Genomic DNA, 22681 nt, shown 5'->3' with positions numbered 1-22681 from the left:
TTTTCAAAAATCAATTTAGTTGAGTAAAATTCGGGCCAATATCCACCCAAAAAAGGACCCGTTCAACTAAAACGAGTCCTTTTTCCATGATAATTAGTCCTTTACATGAACCAAAGTGTACTTCTTCTTACCCTTGCGGATGATGACGAACTTGCCATCAAAGGCAGCAGCTGGGTCAACGACGAAGTCCACATCTTGTACCCGGTCGCCGTTAACGTAGATGGCACCATTGTTGATGTCTTCACGGGCTTGGCGCTTGGAGCTTTCGATCTTAGTATCGATCAAAAAGTCTACCAGATTCTTCTTCTCGCTAGTGGCATCAGCACTTGGCGCCTTGGCCAAGGCAGTTTCCACTTGCTTAGTCGTCAACTCCTTAACGTTGCCAAAGAACAGGGCGTTAGTAACGGTTTGCGCTTCCGCCAGGCCTGCTTCGCCGTGCACGAACTTGGTTACTTCTTCAGCCAGCTTCTTTTGAGCTTCCCGCTTCCAAGGTTCAGTCTTAACCTTTTCTTCCAAGGCGTTGATTTCTTCGTGACTGAGGAAAGTAAAGTACTTTAGGTACTTAACCACGTCGCGGTCATCTTGGTTGATCCAGAATTGGTAGAATTCGTAAGGGCTGGTCTTTTCTGGGTCCAGCCAAACGGCACCGCCAGCTGACTTGCCGAACTTAGTCCCGTCAGCCTTCAGCATCAACGGAATGGTCAAACCAAAGGCTGGCCGGTCTGCCCCTTCCAAGCGGTGGATCAAGTCGATACCGGCCGTGATGTTGCCCCACTGGTCGGCCCCACCGATCTGCATTTGCACGCCGTAGTCCCGGTTCAGGATGTAGAAGTCGATGGCCTGCAGGATTTGGTAGGAGAATTCAGTGAAGGAAATCCCGTTTTCCAAGCGGCTAGCTACCACTTCCTTGTTCAGCATGTTGTTGACTTGGAAGAGCTTGCCGTAGTCGCGAAGGAATTCCAGCAGGGTCATCTTGCCCAACCATTCGCGGTTGTTGACGATGCGGAAGTTTTCCGTGCCAAAAAGCTTCACCATTTGGCTAGTCAAGGCTTCTTCGTTCTTGTGGATGGTTTCTTCTGATTGCAAAATCCGTTCCGTAGACCGGCCTGATGGGTCACCGATTGACCCGGTACCCCCACCAATGATGATCACTGGCTTGTAACCGGCCAATTGGAATCTCTTCAAGATCATGAAGGGAATCAAGTGCCCAATGTGCAGCGAATCCCCAGTTGGGTCGGTCCCGCAGTAAAGAGCCAGGTCGTCATGCTTGGCCAAGTAGTCTCTTAAGCCTTCTTCGTCAGTTTCCTGGTTGATGGCGCCGCGCCATTTCAAATCTTCCAAAATGTCAAAATTAGCCATTTTTACCTCCAATAAAAAACGCCCCCTGGATCATCGATCCAAGGGACGACTAAGTTCTGCTTTAGCCGTGGTACCACCCACGTTTGCACAATTGTGCCTTACCAAGGGAGATTAACGAGGCCCTTGCCCCGCGCCGTATTTCGGCCATTTGACCTGCCTAGCTTGCACCACCCGCTAGTTCTCTGAACGCTGAGTCAAACTCCTACTGTTTTCTGGCGTTTTATAAACATAAAAATAACATGATTCCGCGCCAAGGTCAAGCTCTTTATCAGGAAAAAGCTTGCCAGCAGCAGCCAAGACAGCCAGCATCCCAAAATGACCACTTGCCCCCACAGGGGAATGCCAAAGGTCAGCACGGCTGTATTTTTCCCCTTCTTGGCTTCAACGACAGGGAAGCCACCGCTCTTGCGGGTTAGCTTTTTAACCGCCTTCCCGTTCAAGGCAACCTGGCTTTGCTGGTAGGCAACTAGCGGCAAAATAACCTTGCCACCTTTGCTGGTCCAGCTAAGCTGCTGCTTGCCTCTCGGCAAAACCTGATGACCAAAGCTTTGCCAGCGGCTGGCGATCTGCTTACGGTAAGCCTTACCGATATCTGGACCCTTTTTAACCACCGGCAAGTAGTCAGCCTGGCTACCATAATTCAGGACCGAAAGCAGTGGGTCCAAGCCCTGTCTAGCCAATTTTGTCTGCAGCAGCTTCTTTGGGCTGAGCTTCTGGGTCCTTAGCTGGTTAGTCTGGTATACAGGCCGTGCCAGTAAAAAAAGCAAGGCTGCTAAAACCGCAGCAAATATCGGTAAATTCTTTTTGGTCAAAACTTTTTGAACCGTCAAGGCAACAGACAGGAGCAGCATCGGGTAAATGATCGTCACCAAGCGAAAGGGAAACTGGAAGTTCGTAGCTAAAAACGGCAGCTGCTTTTGCACATAGCCCCAAGGGAAATAGTTTGATGCAATTAGCAATAAAACCATTGACCAGGCTAGTAACAGTATCTCAGCTGGCCCTTTTTGCTTCAAAAGCAAGTTGCCTGCAAAATCAATAGCAATCAAAAGCGCAAATACCGGCAAAATTTGACCATAGCTGTTACCCAGCTGGGTTTGCTGGCTGACCAGTTTAAGGCCGCTGACTGCCAGGTTGTAGGCGTCTGGACTGGCTAACTGGTTGGTCGCTGACAGCCAAAGCAAGGCTAAGATGGTATTTGATCCTAAGACTGCCGCTAAGGCAACTGCTTTAAAAAAGTCCTTCCAGACCTTTTTGCGCTTGATCAATGCCAACAAAAAGAAGGGTGCTAACAGCAAGCAGGCCAGCAAGGCACTTAACAGGTGGACCTGCAAGAGCAGTCCCATAGTGCTGCCGAGCCAGAGCCAATTAATTGGCTTCTTTGGATCCTTGACCATTCGCCAGCCATTTAGCAAGACTAGCGGCATGAGCGCCTGTCCCCAGCCGCCAAAAGAACTGGCGTTGATGAAGGCGGGAATTAAGCCGATATTCAGGTAAATCAGGCTGATTAAGACACTGATCACTTTCTTGACGCCGCTATAGTGCAGCAGCAGCAGCATACTTCCAGCCGCCACTAGACAGAGCAGATAGATGCTGACAACCTGATAGGTAAACCAGTTGTTGCATAGCAAAAGCAGAGCCCCGTTAAAGTAGGCAAATAAGGGGCCATATAGCGCATTAATCACCCGGCCGCTTTGCTGAAAGCCGTAATTAGTTTGAAAAAAGCTGTAGTGGCCCGTCTTAATCTGCATGGCTGCATCATAGAAACGACCAAAGTAAAAGCCAGCGTCTCTAACAATAATCACTCTTTTGCTCGTAAGCTGCGGCCAAATAATGATTGTGGTCAGCAACATTACTGTTAATAACGGCCACAAGCAATCCCAGGCCTTTTTTATTTTTCTTTGCATCGCTAAACCATTGTTGTCTAACAAAAAAGTAGGAAAACTTAAATTGTCTTCCTACTCTTTCCTAATTTAGAATTAGTCTATTTTTTCATCGTGTAAAAACCCTTAATCTTCAAAGCATAAGCGCTGCCGGCAGTCATGTCGTATTGGATCAGTTCGTAATCCTTCAGCAGAGCTTGCTGTGAGCTGGTCAAGGTCTTTGGATCAACTTCCTTGCCCTTCTGGTCAACCAGCGTGAAGCCGGAGTCATCAGAGTAGGAAATGGTCAAAGCTGGCAGCTTCTTGTGAACTTCCGTCAGCAAGGCTTGATATGCCGTTACCTTGCTGTTGGTTTGTTCCAACAGCATAGCGATGAAGTCACTAGTGTTGACGTAGTTGGTCTTAGAAGTCAGCTTTGCCTTAGCCCCGTGCTGACGCGCATACTTGTTGGAGTAGATAAAGTAGCGCGTTGAGTGCATTTCAACTGGGTACTTAGACGTGTAAGATTGAGAAACGATTGATGGGTAGTGGTCCCCGTAGAAGACCATGGTAATTGGCTTCTTAATCTTGTCGATCTGCTTGATGAACTTCTTAACTGCTTGGTCAGTGTAGTGGGTCCCCATTACATAAGTTGCCATCTGGGTCCGCACGTCGCCATCGCTGAAGAGGTCACCTGAGATCTTACCAGCGTAGTAGTTCTTTGGATACCAGTTGTTGTATGGCATGTGGTTTTGAATGGAGATCAGGTTGATAAACTGGCCCCCCTTGCGAGAGTTGATCTGCTTCAAGCCATTAGCGTAAGTGGTGAAGTCAGAGTTGTAAGAGTTAGTCCCCAGCTTCTTTTGATCGATGATCTTGTACTTAGAACCAATGTAGACAAACTTGTTAAACTTGAACCGCTTGTAGTCTTCAATTCTGGAGTAGTAAGTCCCGATGAATGGGTGAACGGCTGAAGAATAAGTAAAGTTAGCCCCAATGGTTGGGTAGTACTTGTATTGTGGCACGACTTGAACGTATGGAGTCAAGCTAGTGCTGAAGGCCCCCATGTTAAAGCCAGTCAGGGATTCCCATTCCATGTTGGCCGTCCCGCCGCCGTAACCAGCACTCAGCATGGTCCCGTAAGTAGTAGAGTTCTTCAAAGAGTGGATGTATGGAATTGGATCCTTAGTCCCCTTGGCAAACTTGATGGTTGGGAAGGTAGTTGGGTCCATGAAACTTTCACTCAAGTTGAAGATCACGGTTTGATCGGACAAGTTGTTCTTTCTGGTCTTGTTGATCTGGTCAGCCAGCTTTTGATACTTCTGGTAGAGCTTGGTAATTTGGCTCTGAGAGTAATTTTCTGGCTTGTCCATGATCTGCAAGTCAATGTAGTTCAAAGAGTTTAAAATTGGCCCGTTGACTTGGATATCTCTTTCAGGGTTTCTGAAGGATTGTCTGTTGCCAAAAGCTCCGCTTAGGTAGTAAATCGGAGTTCCTTGGTGGTTAAACCAAAGAGGCGTCATAAACAAAGCAAGACTAGCTAAAGCCCAGAGGCCACGCCGCTTCCAGTTGCCACGCTTTTTCACCTTAAACTTAATTTCGCAAAAGACGATCAGCGCAATAACCGCAGCTAAACCGATCAAAATCATGATCAAGGTCTTTTGTCCACCAATCATACTCAGCAAGCTATCAGCGTTGGTTACTTCTGACAATTCACTTGGATAAATTGGTTCCCCACGCAAGTTCAACTTGATCTTGTTAGCAATCGCCCAAGCCAAAACGACAGTTGTAGTCGTAATGATTGATACCCAGTAGCGCGTCGTCACAAAATAAAGAATGGTGAATAAGGCATCAACAAAGATCGTCGTCAGTACCAGAGGGCCAAGTTTGGTTCCGACCAACCAAACGACAGCATTAACGTTAGCAGCCGTAGTAATTTGAATCCGCAGATTATCAGATTCAATCAAGAAGGAAGCAAACGCTAAAATAAAGAAGAAGGTCCAAGTCAGCAGATTGGTTCGGTGGTACTTGATAAAGCCCCAAACCCGGTTGAAGCAGCATTCGACAACATCCCCAAAGCTCTTGGTTTCATACAAGAACTTGTTTATCCGCTTAACTGGCTTGAAGCGGAAGAGGTAGCGGTCTAGAACAAAGTGCCAAACAATGGCAATGGCAAACATGATCAAGATAGTAATCAAGCGGTTGAGCTGACGGCTGCCAGTACCGTATTTTAGCGAGGCCATGAACTTGTGCGCAGCTGGTGCCTGCATGAAGACAATCAAGATGACCAGGAAGCTTAAGTCTTTTTCTTCCAAGGTCTTGATGGCCTTTCGGGCAATGGCAAAAGCCGCTAAAGCCATCAAGCAGATAAATGGCGAGGTTACATTGATCAGGAACAATTCGTTCCATGATCCATTGATGGCTTTGCCCTGCAGGACTTGTGACCAGTAGACAGCATCAAAGCCAGGTACGCCAACTTCTACAGAAACAAAGGCAACTGCCCCAGCCAAAATGGACAAAATCGTTCTCTTAGCAGTCCATTTGATCCGGCCCAAGAACATCCCCCAGGCAAAAGGCAGGATCAGGTAAAGACCATAAATTGAGTAGTTCAAAGTGTAGGTCCCGGCTGACAGGGCGAAGCCCAAAAAGGTCAAGCCGGTCAAGATCATCAAGCTTTGCTTGTGGCTAAACTTTTCCTGCCAATCATAAATCACTGGCTGGACTAAGAGGCCAAAAACAATCCCCGTCATGAGGACCGAGCTGGAGGTCAAGATCGGGAAGAAGATCCCCCACAAGAACCAGGTGTTCATTTGGCCGGGTTTCATGATGAAGTAGACCAAGTAGTAGGCAATTAAGGTTGCCTCCATCACGGCCCAGGCCTTAAAACCCTCATTAAAGCGCAACTTCCGCTTGTTAAAGACTGCCCCAAAAACCATTGGCAAGAACCAACAAGTCACACTTTCAGCAGTCGTGGGCAAATAGCGCAAATAAGTATACGGGCTTCTGATCATCGAACGTTTAAAATTAAACATCTGCAGCAAGATTACTAGTGCTGTGATGACCAAAAAGCCGATCTTCAACAAATTATGTTTTTTATTAGATTGTATTGGTTCACTCATCGTGATCAGACTACTTCTCTTTCTTTCGCATTTTCAATTTTTCATTATACCGGGCAAATAAGAAGAAATACTAAAGATTTACTTTAAAATACCAAGTTTCTTCTTAATACTGTATAAAATATCCACTCTTTTGCCATGGCCAGTGAAAAAGTCGTAAATGTCCTTCTTAAACTTGTAAGCCATAATCCCGGTAATGATCAAAAAGATCACACCCGCTTCAACTGACTTGCTTAGTTCATAAAAGCTAAACAGCAGCATGAAGACCAGGGGCGGGATGGTTAGGTTCTGCATGACGGCCGTTAAAAACAGAGCGATCAGCAAAGTGATCAGCCCCGCCTTGGTATCATATAAAACCGTAGTCATCGCCATGACGGCGACCGCCTTGCCACCCTTGAAATGATTCATAATCGGGAAGCAGTGGCCAATCACCACCCCTAAGCCCGTATAGGCAATCAGCAAATGCTGACGATAGATGGCGTAAACCAGGCCAATGGCTAGCAAAGTTTTTAACAAGTCGCCAACACAAGTCATAATGCCGGCTTTTTTGCCAAAAACTGCCCCCACGTTAGCCGTGCCCGGATTGCCCGACCCAAACTTGGTCGGGTCCTGGTGCAGGTAGAACTTGCCCACGAACATGGCACTCATGAAGTTGCCAAAGATGTAGCCAATCAGCACCGCGATAATCTTCGCTTCCACTAGTAGCCTCCTGAAAATGGATTGGTATTGTAGCTATAGGTGTAATTCGAATAGTAATTAGTAGAATTACTGCTACTAGTATTATACGCCGTTTGCGAGCTGGATTGGCTGGAAGTCGCTGATGATGACGAAGAGGAATTTGATGATGATTTCTTCTTTTCGCCTTCGCTGGTCGTCCTTGATTCTGAATAAATCGTGTAGTTCTGCGTCTTGCTGGAATTAAAGTTAAAACCGTTAGCGATGTTGAGTGCGTTTAACTTGGTTTCCCGGTTAGAAATCGTTTCGGTCTTTAAGCCCAAAAGCTTTCTAATCTTGTTGGACATCCTTTGCAGTTCACTGGTTGAAGCGATCTGGTAAGCTGCTTCATCAATATAAGCGCTGTAGCCGTGCAGGTAGTCGCTTTCGCTTGATGAAGTACAGTCAGAGTAATTAGCCAAGATTGACTTTAGAGCTGAGAAACTCAAGTTGGTCTTTACGTTAGAAGACAGGGTATTCGCAATCTTGGTGAAGTTTTGCAAAGAATCGGTTGTTGCCAGCTTCTTGACCAGCTTGGTAATCACTTCTCTTTGCCGCTTTTGCCGGCCATAGTCCCCTTCAGGATCTTCGTAGCGCATCCGGCTGTAGGCCAAGGCAGCTTGCCCATTCAGATGCTGCCGTACGCCCTTTTTAAACTTGATTTCATTATAGGTAAAAGTCAAGCTTGGCGTCACGTAGATCCCGCCAACATAGCTGACCAGCTTCATTAGTCCGCCCATGTTAACCAGAGCGTAGTACTTGACTGGAATGTTCAACAGGCTCGACACGGTCTTCATGGTCATCTTAGCCCCGCCAATGGAGTAAGCCGCATTGATCTTTTGCACGTCGTCTGAATCATCCCCCACCATGTCCGCCATGGTATCCCGCGGAATGGAGATCATCGTGTAGTTCTTCTTTTTCGGGTTAACGACCACGACAATAATCGTGTCAGTATTCCCCTTCTTTTCCGTCCGGTTCAAGGCCCCGGTGTCGGTCCCTAGCAAGAGGACGGCAAAGGATTTCTTGCCGTTAAACTCACCGTAAGTAGTCTTAACGGCGTTTTCCTTGTCATAAGCCTTGTTAGCTGCATTTTCCGCAGTCTTATAAAGGTGGGAAGCATAAAAGCCGACCCCAGCCGCCACCACACAGATGACGGTCAGAATGCCGATAATCCAATTTCTGATCAGCTTCTTCTTCCGCTTTTTCGCCTGTACCCGACTTTCAGGAAATGTTTTTTGCTCTTTTTTATCCATAGCCTAATTACCTATATTCAAAAAATGTACATTAGTCTTTATTGTAGCAAAAAAGTACCGCTAGCTTAACATATTTCTAGTTTTCTTATTAAAATCGTAAAAACTAGCCTTCCTTTAATGGTCATCAAAATTAAGTTCTCTCTTACAAGCTAACATTTATCCACAGTCAGTGTCAACTTTGGGTAAAAAGAAGATTAAAAGGCAAAAAAGAGCAAGAAAAAAAGCAGAGCCAATCTCTGCTTTCTTAAGGAAAGAAGGAATTAGTCCAACTTTTCCTTGCTTACAACGTTCAACTTGTCGTCGAAAGTGTAAACAACTGGTTCACCAGTCTTCATTTCAACATCCATGATGTCTTCGTCAGAGATGTTTTCAATGTACTTGGTCAAAGCACGGAGTGAGTTACCGTGAGCTGCGATGATCACGTTCTTGCCAGCCAACAGGTCTGGAGCAATGTGGTCTTCCCAGAATGGCATAACTCTGTCCAAGGTAACCTTCAGGTTTTCTGCCTTAGGAACGATGTGTGGGTCCAAGTTTGCGTAACGACGGTCGTTAGCTTGGCTGAATTCTGAGTCGTCTGCCAAAACTGGTGGCAAAACGTCGTATGAACGACGCCAAATGTGAACTTGTTCGTCGCCGTACTTTTCAGCAGTTTCAGCCTTGTTCAAGCCTTGCAATGCGCCGTAGTGACGTTCGTTCAGTCTCCAGGTCTTAGTTTCTGGAACCCAAAGTTGGCCACTTTCTTCCAATGCAAAGTGCAAAGTCTTGATGGCACGAGTCAAAACTGAAGTGTAAGCTTGGTCAAATTCCAAACCAGCTTCCTTGATCAAACGACCAGCCTTCTTTGCTTCTTCAACACCCTTGTCTGAAAGGTTAACGTCAACCCAACCAGTAAATTGGTTTGAAAGGTTCCATTCACTTTGACCGTGACGGATTAAAACTAATTTAGACATGAAAAATCTCCTTTAGCAAATTAAACGTTTCACTAAATATTATACGGCCTATCGCCCGCTTTTCAAAGTCTTTGACCGAAAAAAAGCGAATTTTCTAGCCTCAATTTTACCAATCCCCCGCCAATTTGCTAAAATTATAGGCAAAGGAGGCTGATCACATGATAAGTAAGAAAAAAGGCAAGTTTTTAAGCCTGTTTGCCGGGATATTTTTAGCACTATTCATGCTAACCGGCTGCAGCCAGCCTAGCAGCCAGTCGCTTTTAAAAAAGGCCCAAAAGACCGACATCCAAAACTTCCAGCTGCAGCTGGACGAAAAATCCAGCAGCGAGCACTTCTACGGTCAAGTCAGCTACCAGCGGTCACCCTTTTTAATGAAGACCAAACTAACGGAAAAAGGCGACCAGACCATCAACATGTGGGTGCAAGGCAACTACGCCTACGTTAAGTACTTCAAGGGAAAGCAAGCTGCCTGGTACAAGGCAAAGCTGAGCCAATATACCACCATTAAGCAGTTCCAGGCCACCATCAAGAAGATGGACCAGCTCTATTTAAGCAAGCAGTCAGCCAAGCTGTTTAAGGTAGCTTCTACCGCTTCTGGCTACAAGCTAACCTACACAGGTAAAAATAAAAACTTGTGGCAGGACATCACGGAAAAAGACGGCCTGGCAACTTTGACCAGCGATGCTAGCATGGTCAAGGCGACCATCAAGCGGATCAAGATGACGATCCTGCTAAATAAAAAGGGCCGCCTGACCGGAGTCAAATTGACCGCCAAGTACCAGCCTCAAGGCAAGCAAAAATCGACCACGACCAAGTTGTCTCTTTTAAAGATTAACCAAGGAAAGAAATTGAGCTTGCCGGAAAAGGTGAAGAAGAACTCAGTTGACATCACTAAGCTGAACAAGTAATTTTTAAATCAAAATAAAAAAGAAAGGAAAAGGCACCAGATGAAATTAGGCATTATCGGCAGCGGCAAAATCGTCCACGACTTTTTAACAGCCTTGCCCATCCCGGGGCTAGAATTAGCTGCCATCGCCACCACCAAGCGGTCAGCCCAGGTGGGCCAAGATTTAGCAAAGAAATATCATATCCATAAGTGCTATGACGACTACTTGGAAATGCTAAAAGATCCAGACGTTGATACGGTTTACGTGGCAACTCCTCCATCCATGCACTACCAGATGTGCCGAGACAGCCTCGAAGCCGGCAAGAACGTTATCTGTGAAAAGCCCTTTGTCTTTACGCCTGATGAGGCGCTGGATCTAAAGAAGACGGCAGACGAGCACGGCGGCTTGATCGCAGAAGCCATCACCACGGTGTACTTGCCTAATTTCCAGACCTTGAAGAAAGACCTGGCAAAAATCGGACCCGTCCACGTGGTCAGCCTCAACTACACCCAGTACTCCTCTCGCTACGATGCCTTTTTGCAAGGGGAAATCTTGCCTGCCTTTAACCCCAAGCTGGGCGGCGGGGCCCTCCTTGACTTAAACGTCTACAACATCCACTTGGCAACCGACTTGTTTGGAGCCCCAAAGGCTGTCCACTACTATCCAAACATGCAAAAGAACGTGGACACTTCTGGTATCTTAATTTTGACTTACGAAGACAAGCAGGCCACTCTAACCGCGGCCAAAGACTCCCAAGCCTTTTTCAAGAACCAATCCCTAATTGCCGGGGAGAAGGGCTTCATCTCCTTTGCTGGCAGCCCTGGGGCTCTTGCTTCCTACCGGCTGGACCTAGGTGAAGGACAAGATGAGGAGAAAAAGCTCTCCGTCAAGCACCGGATGATTCCGGAATTTGCAGCTTTTGTTCAAATGATGGATAACCGCGACCAACTGGCCTGCGACCGGGCCTTCCAGCACAGTCTGGAGGTCATCCAGGTTTTAAATGACGCACAAAACGGCTAGACTAAAATCACAGGCACATAAAATAAATCCCAAGATCAATGATCTTGGGATTTTTTGTCTTATATTGTCTGACTTGTATTGTTTGTCTTTTATATTTTTTAACTTGGCTACATAATTTTTCCAATTTTAATTAAACAGTTCCTTGTATTCACCATAGCCGGCTGCTTCCAGCTGGTCATAAGGAATAAACTTGAGGGCAGCGGAGTTGATACAATAGCGCAAGCCCCCCTTGTCCAAGGGACCGTCGGTAAAGACATGGCCCAGATGGGAATCAGCCTGGCGGCTGCGAACTTCAATTCTTTCCATGCCAAAAGACTGGTCCCGGCGCTGGGTAAGTTTGGTAAGCGGCTTGGTAAAGGCTGGCCAGCCGCAGCCAGAATTGTACTTATCCAAAGAGGAAAAAAGGGCCTCCCCACTGACTACATCGACGTAAATCCCTTTTTCAAAGAAGTCGTCGTACTCGCCGGTATAAGGCGGTTCAGTTGCTGCGTTTTGGGTCACGGCATATTGCATTGGCGTCAGCCGGTCTTTCAGCTTGTCTTGTTCAGTCATTTGAGTCACCTCATCTTTAGGATAAGACTATTGTAAACTGACCAGCTTAGCTTTTCCTTGATTTAACTCAAGAAAATCAGCATTAACCGCTGACTATCCAGAATTTTATTCTTGACGCTGTTTGAACGACCGCCGTAAGCGGCTTTAGCCCTTCACTAGCAGACTTTTTCCTCATCCAAATCAAAAGGCACCGGATTTTTCATCCAGTGCCTTTTGATATTACTTAGTCAAAGAAACCGTCAGCCTTTAAAGCTTCCAGGTAGCGGTGCACCGCGTCTGGCCAAGTTGGCAACGGCTTAAAGCCGTTCTTTTCCAGCTTGCTCTTGTCCAAACGGGAGTTAAATGGCCGCACTGCCTTAGAGAGGCCGTATTCTTCCGTAGTAACTGGGGTCACCTTGGTCTTGTAGCCAGCCTGGCGGTAGATTTCCTTGGTGAAATCGTACCAGCTGATGTAGCCGGTCTTAGTGCCATTTTCATCATAGCCGCTGGCCGTTTCCGGCAATTCAGCGTTAGTAGCGTGGTAGTAGCCGTACTTGTCGGTTTCGATCATGTCGACTAAAAGGCGGGCCAGGTCTAAAGTATAAGTTGGCGTACCGATTTGGTCGCTGACCACCTTGACTTCATCATGAGTCTTGCCCACATTAAGCATGGTCTTGATAAAGTTCTTCCCGTTCAAACCGAAGACCCAGGCGATCCGGACGATAAAGTACTTGTCCAAAGTTTCAGATACGGCAAGTTCCCCGCCTAGCTTGGTTTCCCCGTAAACGTTCATTGGCTTGTAGCCCTTGAAGTCCGGGTCCCATGGAGTAGTGCCCTGGCCATCAAAGACGTAGTCAGTAGAGATGTAAACCATTGGCACGTCTAATTCCTTGGCTACGTTGGCAATGTTTTGGGTACCATCAGTGTTGACCTTGCGAACAGCCGCAACCTTGTCGTCGTCTTCAGCCAGGTCAACCGCGGTCCAGGCTGCACAGTGAACGATCACGTCCGGGTTGACATCCTTGATCACTTTTTCAACAGCGGCAGCGTCGGTAATGTCCAGAGAAACGTAAGGAGCAGCAGTGACAGCTGAGCCATCAGCGATCCCACTGTATTCTGGAGCAAGGTCACTGCCGACGCCTTCGTAGCCGCGCTTAGCCAATTCGTTCATCACGTCGTGGCCCAGTTGGCCATTGACGCCAGTTACGAAAACCTTCATTAACTTTTTCCTCCTGAAAATTAGAACTTAAAGGTATCCTTGATGCCCAGCCACTTTTGGTCCTTGTCAGACAAGGTCAGCTTAGTGCCGTCTTCCAAGGAGTAGCCGCTGGCGTCAGCGGAGCCTGGGTATTGGCCGACCAATTTTGGCCATTCGATGCCGATTTCTGGGTCGTTCCAAGCCATGCCGCCTTCATCGTTAGGGTGCCAGAAGTCGTTAACCTTGTAGCAGAATTCTGCCACGTCGCTCAAGACCAGGAAGCCGTGGGCAAAGCCTTCTGGAATCAAGAATTGCTTCTTGTTTTCAGCGGTCAGTTCAACCCCGTACCACTTGCCGTAAGTCTTAGAGTCGCTTCTGAGGTCAACGGCCACGTCAAAAACGTCACCGCGAACAGCACGAACCAGCTTGCATTGTGGGAAGTGCTTTTGGAAGTGCAGGCCGCGCAAAACGCCCTTAGTTGATGAAGATTGGTTGTCTTGGACAAAGTTAATGTCAAAGCCAGCTTCTTTCATGTCGTTTTCGTTGTAGGTTTCCATGAAGTAGCCGCGGTCGTCCCCGTGAACGGTTGGAGTGATGACTGCCAAGCCTTCGATGCCGCCGACGTTCTTTTCAACTTTAATTTGACCCATTTTGATATCTTCTTTCTTTTTAAAAAAATCCAAAAATTAGTACTTGAGCTTGCCTTCAGCAACGGCCTTTAAGTGCTTGCCGTAAGGGCTCTTGCCGTAGTGCTTGGCCGCTTCCAGCAACTTAGCTTCGTCGATCCAGCCGTGCACGTAGGCAATTTCTTCTGGGGCGGAGATGCTTACGCTGGTCCGCTCTTCCACCATCTTGACAAAGTTGGAAGCGTCAACCAGGCTCTGCATGGTCCCGGTGTCCAGCCAGGCGTAGCCCCGGCCCAGCAGCTGTACGCCGAGGTTGCCGGCGTTTAAGTACATCTCGTTCAAAGTGGTGATTTCCACTTCGCCCCGGGCACTTGGCTTAACCTGGGCAGCTTTTTCACTCACGCCAGCTGGGTAGAAGTAAAGGCCCGTAACGGCGTAGTTGCTCTTTGGGTGTTCTGGCTTTTCTTCGATGGAAATGGCCTTGCCGTTTTCATCAAAGTCAACCACGCCAAAGCGTTCTGGATCGTTGACGTAGTAGCCAAAGACGGTTGCCTTGCCAGCTTCGGCGTCACGAGCAGCTTTTTCCAAAAGGTCGGTAAAGCCGTTGCCGTAGAAGATGTTGTCGCCCAAAACCATGGCACATGGTTCGCCGTTGATAAAGTCTTCCCCCAGGGTGAAGGCTTGAGCCAGGCCGTCTGGACTTGGCTGCACCTTGTAGGAGAGCTTGATGCCGAATTGAGACCCGTCGCCTAAAAGCTCCTTAAAGCGCGGAGTGTCAGCTGGCGTAGAGATGACCAAGATATCCTTGATCCCGGCCAGCATCAAGGTTGACAGTGGGTAGTAGATCATTGGCTTGTCATAAACTGGCAACAGCTGCTTACTGGTTACTAAAGTCAATGGGTAAAGGCGGGTGCCTGACCCACCAGCCAAAATAATTCCCTTCATTTTCTCTCCTGCTTCCTTATTTTTCGTCTAAAACTTGCTTCTTACCGTACATTTCCTGGTAGTAGTTTTGGTAGTCGCCAGAGATGATGTTTTCCCACCATTCCTTGTTGTCCAGGTACCATTGGATGGTCTTCTTGATCCCGTCCTTGAACATGGTTTCTGGCAGCCAGCCCAGTTCTTCGTGAATCTTGGTTGGGTCGATGGCGTAGCGTTGGTCGTGGCCCTTACGGTCAGTAACGTGTTCGATCAAGGAGTATGGCTTGCCCAAGTAATCGCAGATCAGCTTAACGATGTCGATGTTGTGCATTTCGTTGTGACCACCGATGTTGTAGACTTCACCAACCGTCCCCTTTTCCAAGATGAGGTCAATGGCCTTGCAGTGGTCTTCAACGTAGAGCCAGTCGCGGACGTTTTGCCCTTCACCGTAAACTGGAAGGTGCTTGTCGTCCAAAGCCCGCTGAATCATCAATGGAATCAGCTTTTCTGGGAATTGGTAAGGGCCGTAGTTGTTGGAGCAACGGGAAATAGTTACCGGCAGGCCATAGGTTCTGCCGTAAGCCCCAACTAAGAGGTCAGCGCTGGCCTTGGATGAAGAATATGGGCTGGAAGTGTGGAGCGGCGTGTCTTCGTGGAAGAAGAGGTCTGGCCGGTCCAGTGGCAGGTCACCGTAAACTTCATCAGTTGAAACTTGGTGGTAACGCTTGATCCCGTACTTGCGGCAGGCATCCATCAAGACAGACGTCCCGATGATGTTGGTTTGCAGGAAGATTTCTGGGTTTTCGATTGACCGGTCAACATGGCTTTCTGCGGCAAAGTTGACCACAACGTCCGGGTGTTCTTCTTCGAAGAGCTTGTAGACACCTTCACGGTCACAGATGTCCAGCTTGACAAAGCGGAAGTTTGGCTTATCCATGACATCCTTCAAAGTTGACAAGTTGCCCGCGTAAGTCAGCTTGTCCAGGCAGATGATCTTGTAGTCTGGGTGCTTCTTCATCATGTAGAAGACAAAGTTGGAGCCGATAAAGCCGGCACCACCGGTAACGATAACTTTCATAAAATGAACCTCCAAGTTCAACTAATCATTTTTACTTGCTGACTTAGAGTATAAAACATTACGTTACGTCACCTTCAATAGAGAAAATAAAATAACTGTCGTTTTTTAAAAAGCTTTAAGGACTTGAGATGGAAAAATTACGCAGCCAAGGCGATATTCATCACCTGCACAGCTACCCCCTATTTGCAGCAGATGAAGACCCCAGCATCTTTACTGATATGAAAGCCGCCAGCAACTTGCTCTTCAACAAATTGCTTGAATTCCTGGTAGCGGTCTAAAAGCAAGGCAGTCTGGTTGCCATGGCAAGACAAGATATAAGAGATGACCGGTTCCGCCACATCTAATTCAATCGCGTCTTCATAGCGCCGGCAGGTCACTTGGTCAAAAAAGGGAGCCAAGATCTCTTCTCCATTGTCCAAGCCAAACTTGTCATAGAGCTTAACAGAAGACAAGACGATTTGGGGGTTGAAATCTTGAACCAGGTCGGTAATTTCGTGCATGTGGCGCTTGCTATAAGTTGAGGCGCAAAAGCGGCCGCCTTTTTTCAAGACCCGGCGGACTTCCTTTAAGACTTGGGGGATATTGCTGCAGTAAAACAGCATGTGGTTGGCAACTACCAAGTCAAACTCTTCGCTTGCAAAGGGCAGCTGAGCAGCGTCGCAACGCTGATAAGAAAAGCGGTCATCTTCACCAATTTCTTTTTTGGCGTCAGCCAGCATCCCTTCGGAAATGTCAGTCAAGATAATTTCGCAATTATCCGGCAAGTGGGCATGGTTAGCAGCCCAGAGTTCCCCATTGCCGCAGCCAATTTCCAAAATTTTCAAATTTGGGGCCAGGTCCAACTGCCTAAAGAGCCAGGGAAACCAGCCCTCATGGTTGAGAGAATAGTCCCGGTGCAGGCGGATCCGGGCAGAAATATTAGTAGCGTTTTGATACTGGGTCTTGAGGCTCTGGGTCATAACCGAGACATTGAGCAGCTTAAGCATCTGGCTCCAGTCAACTGGCCGGCCGGCTTCTAGAGTTTGGGTAGTTGAGTTGATGGCAGCTTCAACAGCCGTCATCTCCTCGATCCGCTCCTCTACCAACCGGCGCTGGATTTGAAGAGAATCCAGCAGGCGCTGGCGGTCATTCGTCCCCAGGGTCAGCCCCCGGATTTCTCCTAAGGAAAAGCCCAGGTACTTTAGGAGCAGGATCTGCTGAAGTTTGGCAAAGTCAGCGTCACTATAGCGCCTGGCCCCACCCTTACTCCGGGTCGAGGGCTTGAGCAAATTCTGCTGGTCGTAGTAGCGGATCGTTCTGACGGACACGTGGGCCCGCTTGGCAAATTCGCCTGAAGTGTAATAGTTTGTCATGGCGACTCCTTTCTGCCTTTTAGTATAGCGAGTTTTTAAAAGCAAAAATACCCTTGAGCTCTGGCCAGAGTTCGAGGGTACTTTTTTAGTCTGATTCTTCTACTTTAACAAAGCTTGCAAGCCGCTGGCCAACAGACCGCCGGCAATTGGGCCTAAAACTGGCACCCAGGCATAAGCCCAGTTAGCCCCACCCTTGTTTGGCACTGGCAAAATCGCGTAAGCCAGACGCGGTGAGAAGTCCCGGGCTGGATTCAAGGCAAAGCCGGTCGTTGAACCCAAAGCTTGGCCAACCACCATGATCAAAAAACCAACGATTAATGGCTTTAATCCTTGAGTAAAGTTGCCCAAGTTAAGCAAGGTGAAGATAAAGACAAAAGTTGCGATCATTTCACTCAAGAAGTTGAAGAAAGGATTGCTGATAGCTGGTCCAGTCGCAAAGATCCCTACGCTATTGCCTTCATCAGCCTTCGTTGCCTTAAAGTGCGGGTAATAGTGCAAAATCACTAAAGCCGCCCCGACAAAGGCACCTAGGAATTGTCCTAATAAGTATGGCATTACCTGGCTCCAAGAGAAAAAGCCAAAGGCCGCGAAACCAAGCGTTACTGCCGGGTTGAGGTGGCCTTGGGAGCCAAATTGCCCCGCCACGTAAACCCCAAAGGTGACGGCCATCCCCCAAGCCAGGGTGACAAAGAGCCAGCCCTGCCCCTTGGCGTAAGCCTTATTCAAACTGATGCCAGCCCCGCAGCCGACCCCCAGCACAACTAAAATCATCGTTCCTAAGAACTCGCCTAAAAATCCGTTCATCATTATTCTTCCTTTTCTATTTTTATCTAGTATCAATATTATAATGCAAGCGCTGCAGAGGCGACAAGTGTTTTTTTAGCAAACTTATCTCTGCAAGCCATTTCCTTACTCTTGGCTACCTCCGTGCTTAAATTCCAGCCAGATTCGGTTGCCGCATAAATACAAAATCACAAAGTAGCCAGGAATTGCCAGCAATGCCGCCAAACCGACCGTCGCTGCCGGCCCTAGTTCTTGAGCTAAAACAGCCTGGCAAACCAGATAGACGTAAAGGCAACCGAGCAGGCTGCTGGCCAACTTTTTGCCGCTGGGCAAAATTCGGGTCGGTCTTTTCGCCAAAAAGTAACAAGCCAAGCAAGTCACTATATCCGCCAGCAGAGTTGCCAGCGCTGCTCCCTTTTCCTTAAAAGCCGGGATCAGCAGGAAGTTCAAACCAACATTGACCACAGAAGCAAGGCTGATCGCCAGCAAAGCCGCCTTCTCCTGCCGGGCCGGCACCAAGACAGCTGCCATGTAAAACCATGCTAAAAGGTAAAAGACCAGGGTCAGACCCAGAAGCTTCATGGCACCCGCGGCCGGCGCGAAATCTAAGTCCGCGGTTAAAATGACGACCTCCTCGCCTAAAACAAACAAGGCGCAGGATGCCGGCAAAGCTAGCGTCAGCAGTAAGTCCCCGATCTGCCGGGCCAATTTTACAAAAAATCCCCCTCCCTTTTGCCCGTATAAGCAAGCCAGGCGCGGCACGGTAACAACAATGACAGCGCCTAACAATTGCTTAAGCAGGGCCGTAACCTTGCTGGCCACCGAGTACAGGCCCGTATAATAGTCGCTGGTCATTACCCCCAGCTGGGCTACATCCGCGCTTACATAAAGCAGGTTAACCAGGGCGTTGGCGAATAAGACAAAGATCGGCAGGAGGTGCTTTTGCCAAGAAAAGCGCCAGGTCAAAGACCAGATGCAATACCTACGCAATCTGATAAAGTTGACCAAGTTGGCCCCGGCGCTGGCAATGACCGTAGTCCAAGCATATAGCAAAAGGTCGCCCTCGTCCTTGACATATGTCAAAAGCAGGATCAGAGATAAAATCTGAAAGCAGATATTGCGCAAGGCCAGGTAGCCATATTCCTCGTGAACCGCGTAGAGCCACTCGCAGCCCAGGGTGGTAAAAATAATGCTAGTACTCAAGGTCCAAATCAGCGGTCCATATTCCCTTAGCTTGCTGGAAAAAAGGAGGCAGGCAGCCAGACCCAAGTAAGCCAGCAAGGTCGAGGCCAGGTTGATGACCAGCACTTCAGAAGCAAAGCGGGACAGCTCTTCCGGGTTATCCCGCTTTTTTGCCCCCTCCCTGACCCCGTAGGTATAGATGCCAAGGCCCGCCACTAGCGCCGCCCAGCTGACAACCGTAGCCGCAAAGTCATATTGACCCAGTTGGTCAACCCGCAAGATCCTGGCCAAATAGGGGTAAGTTACCAGGGCGCAAACTAGGCGGGTCCCCGTCTGCAGGCCGCTGGCCAAGGCGTTGCGGGAGAGGGATTTTGTCTTTCTTTCTCTTTTATCCATCTGTCACCTTCTCTCTGCTTTTTTATCACTATTTTTCCTGTTACTTTTTCAAAAATTCACTGGTCAAGCCCAAGGCAATTGCCAAAAAGACTCCCGAAGCGCTAGTGAAAATCGGGTTGCCTGCCGAGCTGATCAGGAAAAAGGCCACAAGGCCCAAGGCCCCGGCCCGCGGCTGGCCTGGCGGAGCTTTTTTGACGCAGTAACCCAGCTGGACGAATAACCAGTACACATATAGGAAAGCCCCAAAGAGGCCAAACTGGGCCAAAAGCATGGGCCAGAAGTTGTCATTCATGGCAAAGCCCGTCTCTTGGGCTAAGGCGTAGTCATGGTGGAAACCAAAGCGGACATATAGGGGGGAGTAATGCTTAAAGGCCTGATCTGACCCGTAGGTCGCGAAGCCGCTCCCCCAGGGAAAGCAGTCCCGCAGAACGATCAAGGAATGCCTAAGCAATTTCGACCTGACCGTTTCGCTAAAAAAGTACTCCTTTACCTGGGGATAACCTAGGCCAAAAGCCACAAAGGCAGCGCTGACGCCTTTTCTCCAAGTCAGCCGGATCCCCTTTTTCTCAAAGTGCAGGACCAAAAGCAAAATCCCGCTGGCCCCGATCCCGCCAGCCCGCAAGGTCATCACCACCGCCGCCAGGTATAAACAGAGCCAAAACTTGATCTGCCTAAGTCCGCGCTTATTTTCCCCCTTAATTTTCTCAGCCAGCATGATCAGCACTAATGAGACCAGCAGGACCTCATTTAAGGCGGCCGGGTTCTCATAGATGAACTTGTAGGACCGGATCCCGTAGCGCAGGTCGTAGCTAAAACCAACATCGACCACTAAATTGATAAGTCCGCCGAGGAAGGCCAGGAGGATAAAGGCTTTGCTGACCAAAAGCAGGTTGCAGGCCAGCGTCCTTTTTTCCCAAGGACGGAGGACACAGCTGACGTAGAAAAGGACCAAAGGCAGCTTGACCAGCTTAAAAGCGTCGACTAGTACTGGCATCCCGCCGATTATGTCCGACATCCCGTTAGAAATTATCCCCAGGCTTTCCACCAAGCCCAAGGCAAAGCAGCTTTGTAAGAAAAGCCACTCTTTTTCTTTAGTCAGCCGCCTCGTCAATAGTGCCCAGACAATCCCGATCAGGCAAAAAATGGCTAAAAGTTCATCCTGGCTATCAGCCAAAGGCAAGGAGAAAAGTTGGTTCAAACAGGCAAAGCAGGCCATTTGCCAGGTCAAATAAACCGTGACCAGGTTCTGCCGGCGCAGGCGAACTACCATATTAGCGCTTAAGGACGTACTTGCGGTATCGCCGGCTCCAGATGAAGGTCCAATAAGCCAGCTTCACCCGGGCCTCCCCAGCTAGGCTGAAGCCGTTATAGCGCTTGATCTCTCCCATGGTCACGTTGAAGCCAGGTTCTTTAGCGTAAAAGCCATCCTTGCCGATAAAGTAGGAATCAGTCTGGTAAAAGTTCTGCCGCATCTGCCGCTTGGGGAAATGCAGATAGGCCAGCTCTTCATAGTTCATCTTCCCGCCGGCAAAGTAGGCCCGGTACACCCGGCCTTTTTCATAAAAGAAGAGCTGGTAAAAATTATTGAGCCGTTTTTTCTCCCGCCTCGACAAATATGACGTAGTTCTTTTCATCTGTTCGCGCCAGGAATAAATATCCGCGAAATCCCGCTTCAGGCAGCACTTGGCGCCTAGCCTGGCAAACTTCTTCTGGATTCCTTCCACCTCATCAAAGACGCAGGGCAGGTCCGTCTGGAAAACTTGCCGGTAGTTCAGCCCGCCCTTGGCCACGAAGCGGAGGTTGTTGGTCAAGGTATTGCGAAAGACCGTCAGATGCCCGTGCTGGTAAACCTTGTCGTACTTTTCCAGCAATTTTTCTGGCAAAAACTTCTCCAAATCCCCCATGACTTGATCTAAGTCGCAGTGGCCCCAATAGCGGTAGTCCTTCAGCCAGTCAGACAAGAGCCAGCCAAAGGCCGGCCGGTAGTCGCAAATTTTGTAAGGGGCATGCAGGCGGATGGCAAAGCCCAGCTTCTTTTGAAATTTCTCCCGCAAATCCGCTAAGGTCAAATACTTGACCTGAAGATTGGCCGGGGGATTTTTAACCAGCTGGTCAGTCGCCAAAATAAAGTCAATCGTTGGATTCGCCTTAACCGACCTAAAGAATAAGTCCGCATAAGCCGGCAGGGGGCCAAAGTAACAAATTACCAGGGCCAGTTTCTTGCTTTTAGCCATTTTTACCTCCTTGCGCCACAACTTTGGCAAAATAAGTTCCCTTTCGCAAAAACATCCCCGGCGGGAACTTGTAAGACAGCTTGTGGATACTGCTTTGAGCCTTAATCGCCTGCCAAAAATCCGGATCATATTTCTCAAACAAGCGCTGGCCCAAGAGGTGGGGAGCTCCGCTGTCTACCGGCAGAACTGACGCCCAATCTTTGGGACAGGCCTCGGCCGCCAGCTGGAAAAAGATGTGGAAAATATAGTAGTCAAGCAACTTGTCATGCTCTTCCCAGTAGGCATAGAGCAGGTCCCGAGTAATCAACAGCAGTCTGTTTCTTTTCGGCGAAGCCAGGAGCCAGTTGGACATGGGGATGGCTTGGCCGTCCCGGCCCGGCTTGACAATTTGGTAGGCGAAAAGGCGGTTTTGGAAGAGGTAATCTGGCAGATCCCCACTGTAAAAAACAGTCGCATCAGTCCAAATTCCCCCGTAATTGATCAAGAGCTCCAGCCGGATCAAGTCAGCCAAATGGGCGCCTGTTATGATTCCGCGCTTAATTTTCGCCTGGATTTCCGGCGGAAAAAACACATAGTCCCGGTAGTTGTCAGCCGTGATCAAGGTAACCTTCCCCTTCCCCGCGTAAGCCGCCAAAGCCGATCTGTAGCAGTTTCTGACAACTGGCGGAGCCGCTGATAAGCCTTGCAGCCAACAAAACCAGATATAGGGCTGGTCTTCTTTTACTTCTTCCTTGTCTTCTCCACCATGCAGCTTAACTAAATGATCAAGCTCTTTCTTATAGCGTTTGGCCAACTTCTCCTTGACCCGGTACTGGGCACTGAGGCGGAGAATCTCCAGGGCCTTTTCCTTAGTCCCTAAGAGTAGTATTTGGCCAGCGGCCAAGGGGAGGTTGCCGGATGCGGCGTACTGACGGATTAGGTCCCAGCCCCCCTGCTTTTGAATGAGCTTGCGCAAATCACGTGTTTTCATTGGTCATCTCCTTTGCGTGAAATTTTGTAAGCAATAAATTAGCATACAAGTGCAAACCTGTACAAGGGTCATTCCCAGCCTTACGACTCTCACGCTTATTTTTTTAATATTTTGTGAAAAAAATTTCCCGTCAATTCCCGCCCTTCTCCTAATAGGAATAAATTGATTTTTCAGAAATATAGCGGACTTTTTTGCACGAGTGGGAAAGAATTTCTTAAGCTTTTCAGACTTGACGGGCCATATTTTAGCCTG

General features: G+C 48.5%; 19 protein-coding genes. 2 read left to right on the top strand and 17 right to left on the bottom strand.

What is annotated here, in order from left to right; translation table 11 throughout:
• Positions 1-93: 93 nt before the first annotated feature.
• The 6 genes from tyrS to FC20_RS02295 all read right to left on the bottom strand — a co-directional run bounded on the left by tyrS (position 94) and on the right by FC20_RS02295 (position 9251).
• Positions 94-1359 carry a tyrosine--tRNA ligase gene (tyrS, locus tag FC20_RS02320; RefSeq protein ID WP_008461920.1) on the bottom strand — a complete coding sequence of 422 codons (1266 nt, stop codon included), beginning with the start codon at positions 1357-1359 and terminating at the stop codon, positions 94-96.
• Positions 1360-1553: 194 nt separating this feature from the next.
• The gene (locus FC20_RS02315; RefSeq protein ID WP_008461918.1) at positions 1554-3161 is read right to left on the bottom strand and encodes a 6-pyruvoyl-tetrahydropterin synthase-related protein; all 1608 of its coding nucleotides are present in this window, start codon (positions 3159-3161) and stop codon (positions 1554-1556) included.
• A 179-nt stretch (positions 3162-3340) separates the two neighbouring features.
• Positions 3341-6337 (bottom strand): LTA synthase family protein, encoded by a 2997-nt coding sequence (locus tag FC20_RS02310; RefSeq protein WP_008461917.1) that lies wholly within the window; start codon positions 6335-6337, stop codon positions 3341-3343.
• Between the two features lie 78 nt (positions 6338-6415).
• The gene (locus FC20_RS02305) at positions 6416-7033 is read right to left on the bottom strand and encodes a glycerol-3-phosphate acyltransferase (protein WP_008461914.1); all 618 of its coding nucleotides are present in this window, start codon (positions 7031-7033) and stop codon (positions 6416-6418) included.
• Positions 7033-8301 carry an LCP family glycopolymer transferase gene (locus FC20_RS02300; protein ID WP_008461912.1) on the bottom strand — a complete coding sequence of 423 codons (1269 nt, stop codon included), beginning with the start codon at positions 8299-8301 and terminating at the stop codon, positions 7033-7035. The genes FC20_RS02305 and FC20_RS02300 overlap by 1 nt, the downstream gene beginning before the upstream one ends.
• 260 nt (positions 8302-8561) lie before the next feature.
• Complete coding sequence (locus FC20_RS02295) at positions 8562-9251, bottom strand: 2,3-diphosphoglycerate-dependent phosphoglycerate mutase (RefSeq protein WP_008461910.1); 690 nt, start codon at positions 9249-9251, stop codon at positions 8562-8564.
• Positions 9252-9409: 158 nt separating this feature from the next.
• Between FC20_RS02295 and FC20_RS02290 the strand changes: the two genes are divergently transcribed.
• Entirely contained in the window at positions 9410-10159 is a 750-nt protein-coding gene (locus FC20_RS02290) for a hypothetical protein (protein WP_008461909.1), read from the top strand.
• A gap of 39 nt (positions 10160-10198) precedes the next feature.
• Positions 10199-11158: a Gfo/Idh/MocA family protein gene (locus tag FC20_RS02285; RefSeq protein WP_008461908.1), complete on the top strand. Its 960-nt coding sequence runs from the start codon at positions 10199-10201 to the stop codon at positions 11156-11158.
• 126 nt (positions 11159-11284) lie between these two features.
• On the opposite strand, the gene msrB is transcribed toward FC20_RS02285, so the two are convergent.
• The 11 genes from msrB to FC20_RS02230 form a co-directional block, all read right to left on the bottom strand.
• Positions 11285-11710, bottom strand: a complete 426-nt coding sequence (gene msrB / locus FC20_RS02280; RefSeq protein WP_008461907.1) for a peptide-methionine (R)-S-oxide reductase MsrB — start codon at positions 11708-11710, stop codon at positions 11285-11287.
• A 223-nt stretch (positions 11711-11933) separates the two neighbouring features.
• Positions 11934-12908, bottom strand: a complete 975-nt coding sequence (rfbD, locus tag FC20_RS02275; RefSeq protein ID WP_008461905.1) for a dTDP-4-dehydrorhamnose reductase — start codon at positions 12906-12908, stop codon at positions 11934-11936.
• A gap of 20 nt (positions 12909-12928) precedes the next feature.
• On the bottom strand, positions 12929-13537 hold the full coding sequence (gene rfbC, locus FC20_RS02270) for a dTDP-4-dehydrorhamnose 3,5-epimerase (protein WP_008461902.1): 609 nt from the start codon (positions 13535-13537) through the stop codon (positions 12929-12931).
• A gap of 36 nt (positions 13538-13573) precedes the next feature.
• Entirely contained in the window at positions 13574-14458 is an 885-nt protein-coding gene (rfbA, locus tag FC20_RS02265; protein WP_008461900.1) for a glucose-1-phosphate thymidylyltransferase RfbA, read from the bottom strand.
• 16 nt (positions 14459-14474) lie between these two features.
• The gene (gene rfbB / locus FC20_RS02260) at positions 14475-15512 is read right to left on the bottom strand and encodes a dTDP-glucose 4,6-dehydratase (RefSeq protein WP_008461898.1); all 1038 of its coding nucleotides are present in this window, start codon (positions 15510-15512) and stop codon (positions 14475-14477) included.
• Positions 15513-15691: 179 nt separating this feature from the next.
• A complete protein-coding gene (locus FC20_RS02255; RefSeq protein ID WP_008461896.1) occupies positions 15692-16864 on the bottom strand; it encodes a MerR family transcriptional regulator in 1173 nt (390 codons plus the stop codon).
• A gap of 99 nt (positions 16865-16963) precedes the next feature.
• Entirely contained in the window at positions 16964-17668 is a 705-nt protein-coding gene (locus FC20_RS02250) for an MIP/aquaporin family protein (protein ID WP_008461894.1), read from the bottom strand.
• A 105-nt stretch (positions 17669-17773) separates the two neighbouring features.
• A complete protein-coding gene (locus FC20_RS02245) occupies positions 17774-19225 on the bottom strand; it encodes a flippase (protein WP_008461891.1) in 1452 nt (483 codons plus the stop codon).
• A 40-nt stretch (positions 19226-19265) separates the two neighbouring features.
• Entirely contained in the window at positions 19266-20495 is a 1230-nt protein-coding gene (locus FC20_RS02240) for a polymerase (protein ID WP_008461889.1), read from the bottom strand.
• Position 20496: 1 nt separating this feature from the next.
• Positions 20497-21459 carry a DUF6625 family protein gene (locus FC20_RS02235; protein ID WP_039944448.1) on the bottom strand — a complete coding sequence of 321 codons (963 nt, stop codon included), beginning with the start codon at positions 21457-21459 and terminating at the stop codon, positions 20497-20499.
• Positions 21452-22429, bottom strand: coding sequence for a capsular polysaccharide synthesis protein (locus FC20_RS02230; protein ID WP_008463536.1), 978 nt, complete (start codon positions 22427-22429; stop codon positions 21452-21454). Before FC20_RS02230 ends, FC20_RS02235 begins: the two co-directional genes overlap by 8 nt.
• Between the last annotated feature and the right edge of the window lie 252 nt (positions 22430-22681).

This window comes from Lactobacillus equicursoris DSM 19284 = JCM 14600 = CIP 110162, from assembly GCF_001434815.1.
In the GTDB taxonomy this organism is placed as follows: domain Bacteria; phylum Bacillota; class Bacilli; order Lactobacillales; family Lactobacillaceae; genus Lactobacillus; species Lactobacillus equicursoris.
Note: the sequence above shows the minus strand (reverse complement) of the source record. Positions and strands in the feature narration are given on the sequence as shown.

Coding starts and splice junctions, on each gene's coding strand:
- FC20_RS02245 (WP_008461891.1), bottom strand. CDS start 19,225: ATGGATAAAAGAGAAAGAAAGACAAAATCCCTCTCCCGCAACGCCTTG.
- FC20_RS02295 (WP_008461910.1), bottom strand. CDS start 9,251: ATGTCTAAATTAGTTTTAATCCGTCACGGTCAAAGTGAATGGAACCTT.
- FC20_RS02240 (WP_008461889.1), bottom strand. CDS start 20,495: ATGGTAGTTCGCCTGCGCCGGCAGAACCTGGTCACGGTTTATTTGACC.
- tyrS (WP_008461920.1), bottom strand. CDS start 1,359: ATGGCTAATTTTGACATTTTGGAAGATTTGAAATGGCGCGGCGCCATC.
- rfbB (WP_008461898.1), bottom strand. CDS start 15,512: ATGAAAGTTATCGTTACCGGTGGTGCCGGCTTTATCGGCTCCAACTTT.
- msrB (WP_008461907.1), bottom strand. CDS start 11,710: ATGACTGAACAAGACAAGCTGAAAGACCGGCTGACGCCAATGCAATAT.
- FC20_RS02235 (WP_039944448.1), bottom strand. CDS start 21,459: ATGGCTAAAAGCAAGAAACTGGCCCTGGTAATTTGTTACTTTGGCCCC.
- FC20_RS02250 (WP_008461894.1), bottom strand. CDS start 17,668: ATGAACGGATTTTTAGGCGAGTTCTTAGGAACGATGATTTTAGTTGTG.
- rfbD (WP_008461905.1), bottom strand. CDS start 12,908: ATGAAGGTTTTCGTAACTGGCGTCAATGGCCAACTGGGCCACGACGTG.
- rfbC (WP_008461902.1), bottom strand. CDS start 13,537: ATGGGTCAAATTAAAGTTGAAAAGAACGTCGGCGGCATCGAAGGCTTG.
- rfbA (WP_008461900.1), bottom strand. CDS start 14,458: ATGAAGGGAATTATTTTGGCTGGTGGGTCAGGCACCCGCCTTTACCCA.
- FC20_RS02310 (WP_008461917.1), bottom strand. CDS start 6,337: ATGAGTGAACCAATACAATCTAATAAAAAACATAATTTGTTGAAGATC.
- FC20_RS02290 (WP_008461909.1), top strand. CDS start 9,410: ATGATAAGTAAGAAAAAAGGCAAGTTTTTAAGCCTGTTTGCCGGGATA.
- FC20_RS02230 (WP_008463536.1), bottom strand. CDS start 22,429: ATGAAAACACGTGATTTGCGCAAGCTCATTCAAAAGCAGGGGGGCTGG.
- FC20_RS02300 (WP_008461912.1), bottom strand. CDS start 8,301: ATGGATAAAAAAGAGCAAAAAACATTTCCTGAAAGTCGGGTACAGGCG.
- FC20_RS02285 (WP_008461908.1), top strand. CDS start 10,199: ATGAAATTAGGCATTATCGGCAGCGGCAAAATCGTCCACGACTTTTTA.
- FC20_RS02255 (WP_008461896.1), bottom strand. CDS start 16,864: ATGACAAACTATTACACTTCAGGCGAATTTGCCAAGCGGGCCCACGTG.